The organism is Catenibacterium sp. UBA627, from assembly GCF_002299355.1.
GTDB classification, from domain to species: Bacteria; Bacillota_I; Bacilli_A; order Erysipelotrichales; family Coprobacillaceae; genus Catenibacterium; species Catenibacterium mitsuoka.
Map to the genome: position 1 here is coordinate 1 of NZ_DBPF01000118.1, position 2,853 is coordinate 2,853.

Annotated in this window: 5 protein-coding genes and 3 tRNA genes; 4 read left to right on the top strand and 4 right to left on the bottom strand. The window is 33.0% G+C overall.

Features of this window, described 5'->3' with window-relative positions; genetic code table 11:
• Positions 1–233 precede the first annotated feature (233 nt).
• Positions 234–419, top strand: coding sequence for a hypothetical protein (locus B2S90_RS07605; RefSeq protein ID WP_286696824.1), 186 nt, complete (start codon positions 234–236; stop codon positions 417–419).
• A gap of 47 nt (positions 420–466) precedes the next feature.
• Positions 467–634 carry a hypothetical protein gene (locus B2S90_RS07610; protein ID WP_187114839.1) on the top strand — a complete coding sequence of 56 codons (168 nt, stop codon included), beginning with the start codon at positions 467–469 and terminating at the stop codon, positions 632–634.
• A gap of 76 nt (positions 635–710) precedes the next feature.
• Here B2S90_RS07610 and B2S90_RS07615 read toward each other — a convergent pair.
• The 4 genes from B2S90_RS07615 to B2S90_RS07630 all read right to left on the bottom strand — a co-directional run bounded on the left by B2S90_RS07615 (position 711) and on the right by B2S90_RS07630 (position 1,452).
• Positions 711–784, bottom strand: a tRNA-Gly gene (locus B2S90_RS07615).
• 35 nt (positions 785–819) lie between these two features.
• Positions 820–895, bottom strand: a tRNA-Glu gene (locus tag B2S90_RS07620).
• 2 nt (positions 896–897) lie between these two features.
• Positions 898–972, bottom strand: a tRNA-Asn gene (locus B2S90_RS07625).
• A gap of 138 nt (positions 973–1,110) precedes the next feature.
• The gene (locus tag B2S90_RS07630) at positions 1,111–1,452 is read right to left on the bottom strand and encodes a tautomerase family protein (RefSeq protein WP_278780731.1); all 342 of its coding nucleotides are present in this window, start codon (positions 1,450–1,452) and stop codon (positions 1,111–1,113) included.
• Between the two features lie 266 nt (positions 1,453–1,718).
• Between B2S90_RS07630 and B2S90_RS07635 the strand changes: the two genes are divergently transcribed.
• Both B2S90_RS07635 and B2S90_RS07640 read left to right on the top strand, forming a co-directional pair.
• Complete coding sequence (locus B2S90_RS07635) at positions 1,719–2,093, top strand: hypothetical protein (protein WP_278780730.1); 375 nt, start codon at positions 1,719–1,721, stop codon at positions 2,091–2,093.
• Between the two features lie 420 nt (positions 2,094–2,513).
• Positions 2,514–2,678 carry a hypothetical protein gene (locus B2S90_RS07640; protein WP_278780729.1) on the top strand — a complete coding sequence of 55 codons (165 nt, stop codon included), beginning with the start codon at positions 2,514–2,516 and terminating at the stop codon, positions 2,676–2,678.
• Positions 2,679–2,853 lie beyond the last annotated feature (175 nt).

Sequence of the window (2,853 nt, forward strand, 5' to 3'; positions counted from 1 at the left end):
ACAAGATTGTGAAAGAAAGAAGAACTAATGAATAGTGAACTACCTCGACTTAATACTCCGTATTTGAAGTCAATGTAGTTCACATGACAAAATTAAATATGGATCTGCATCTAACAGGTGTCGTATGATTGTATGTGACATAAGAGAATATTTATAATGTAGAAGCCGAGGTATTTCACTAAAATTGTGTCGATAATTTTTTGGTGTCTATATGTATAAATACAAAAGGGACAATGAATTATAAGTATATTGCACCTAATACGCATATTTATCGTTTAAAGAATAATCAACTCAAATGTATCTATTCTACAAATCGCAAGTTAGTCTATAGAATGCTTCCAATGGAAAGTGGAAATCTTGCATTTACTGAAAGTGACACCATTCCAGCTTGGAATCCTCAATATCATACATATATTTAGATACAAAAACAATTAAGAAGAAAGCAGGAATTAATATTGATGAAATTATGGATGTAACACAGTATGCTTGTTTTAGTTCTTCTCATCAGATTATTCTTCTTGGGCGCAATAATAAACATCAAGGTATATATACATATGATGTTGATTCAGGTAAAACTGAATTATTGTATGAATCTAAAAATGAATTAATTAATAGTTTTGAATTATTAGAATAAATGAAAATACCCACAGCTCGTAACTGTGGGTATTTAGATAATAAAAAAATAGACCTTAGTCTATCTTCTAATCGTATGGAGCGGGTGATGGGAATCGAACCCACGTAGTCAGCTTGGAAGGCTGAAGTTCTACCATTGAACTACACCCGCAAATGAAAACGATCTTTCGATCGTATTTTGAGAAATGGTGACCGGTACGGGATTCGAACCCGTGAATGCATGCGTGAAAGGCATGTGAGTTAACCGTTTCTCCAACCGGCCACTGGCGCTTGAAGAGGGATTTGAACCCCCGACCGATCGGTTAACAGCCGATTGCTCTACCGCTGAGCTATTCAAGCACTTCAGAATGCTTGTTTATATTACCATGCAGATACACCTTTTGCAACCCTTTTTTTGAAAAAAATGCATTTTTTCGTATTTCTTATTCTAACCACCTGTTTTCAAACAAAAAAAATAAGATTTTGCAATGCAAAATCTTATTCGTATACACCACCATGACCCCATTTTTCAAATTCAGATATAGTAACATACTGATTAGAAGCTGGAATCTTAGTGATTTTTACTAATGCTTTAGTAAGTTCAGCTACAAACTGTTCCTTCTGCTCATCTGTATAATGACCTTTTAAGTATAATGTGATCATCATACAATTTGTTTCCTGGCCTTTAAAATAAATGAGCTGATTATCTTCAATATGAATCATGAATGTATCTACTGATTCACCAGGAAACATTGTAATTAACTTTCCTACAGTAGTTTTTAATTCAACTTCCTGAGAAAGAGTCAATGTCTTGTTTGTACGTAATGCTAAATATGGCATGTTTCATTTCTCCTTTACAATTCATGTTATGCATTATTATACAACCTTTTTAAAAGATTTACTATATTTATGATTAAAGTGGTTACGGATAATTCAAATACGGAATATAAATCGACCGAAGGACATAAAGTTATATTTTGAATCTATATTTAGCATAATCGCATTATAGATATTAGTTATTACGTCCGAAGGAGGAATTTATTATGAGAAAATGGGTAAAACCTTCAGTTTATGAAGAAAACTTAGCTTAAAATCAAAATGTAGCAGTGAGTGCCTGCATTGTAGGTAAGATTCAATGTCAATATTCTGGTAATGGTTCGACAAATGGTCAAGATGTATTTGATGATTATAATGGAGAACAATCTGAATGGTATACAGACAGTGAAGGTGAAAAACATGGTATTTGTGGTAATGATGCAGATATTTCATTTGCTGGTGCAACAGGTTCATGTTATGAACAAAATAATGGCATAACTGATACAAGCCGTCCTATTTATAGTATTTCAGGATATACTCCCGCAGTAGGAACTTATTACTATGTTACCTGGAAGAGTAAGGATCTAAGTAAAGGAATCGAATATATTCATAAAGGTAGATTAAAAATCACTCAGATTGATACAAACAGACCTAACCATTCATAATGGCTCTCAACACAGAACAATTTGTCCTGTGTTTTTTTATGAGCTTGCAATTCATTACATATATACTTTTAATTAGGTATACACAAATATACATTTAAAGTAAATACATAATATTCATGTGTTTACTCAGAGTTTATTTATGAATTTTCACAAAAAGACATTTTCAAGCATAAATACTCATGGATTAGACCTGCACCAGCTGCAGAGAATTATTTAGTAAATCAGAGTGTTAGAAATGGTCCTTGTATTGCAATCGCATGTAAAATAGATGCAGCCAATGATTATGAAAAAAGTATAGGTCTATGGGGTGAAAATGGTGGTTACAACAATAACTTTGAAGGATACGTATTCCATAGTGAAAAAGGATGTGGGACTGCTACTAATAACGCACTTATTGTACAGAATGGTGAAGTAATTGGAATGAAAGAAATCAACAACCAAGTTGGAAGTAATGATTTAAATTGTACTATGTATACAGATGGCACATACGAAACCAAAGCTACTAATATTGGTTTTGTAGCTGGTGAGGTGATTTACTGGACAACTGAATCAACATCATCAGGGAGTTATTCAGTCAACTGGTAACTCAAGCAACCACTCATAAGACTTTCAACACAGAACATCCGTTCTGTGTTTTTTTATACTAAAAAAAGATGGTCTCCCATCTTTAAATAAGCTTATGATCTAAACAGTAGTGATAGACCCCATCTTCTGATACAGATAAGCAAATATCATCCGCAATAGCCTTCACATTATCAGT

Excerpts from the sequence above, each read along its gene's own strand:
- B2S90_RS07605 (WP_286696824.1), top strand. The coding sequence starts at position 234 with ATGAATTATAAGTATATTGCACCTAATACGCATATTTATCGTTTAAAG.
- B2S90_RS07610 (WP_187114839.1), top strand. The coding sequence starts at position 467 with ATGGATGTAACACAGTATGCTTGTTTTAGTTCTTCTCATCAGATTATT.
- B2S90_RS07630 (WP_278780731.1), bottom strand. The coding sequence starts at position 1,452 with ATGCCATATTTAGCATTACGTACAAACAAGACATTGACTCTTTCTCAG.
- B2S90_RS07640 (WP_278780729.1), top strand. The coding sequence starts at position 2,514 with ATGAAAGAAATCAACAACCAAGTTGGAAGTAATGATTTAAATTGTACT.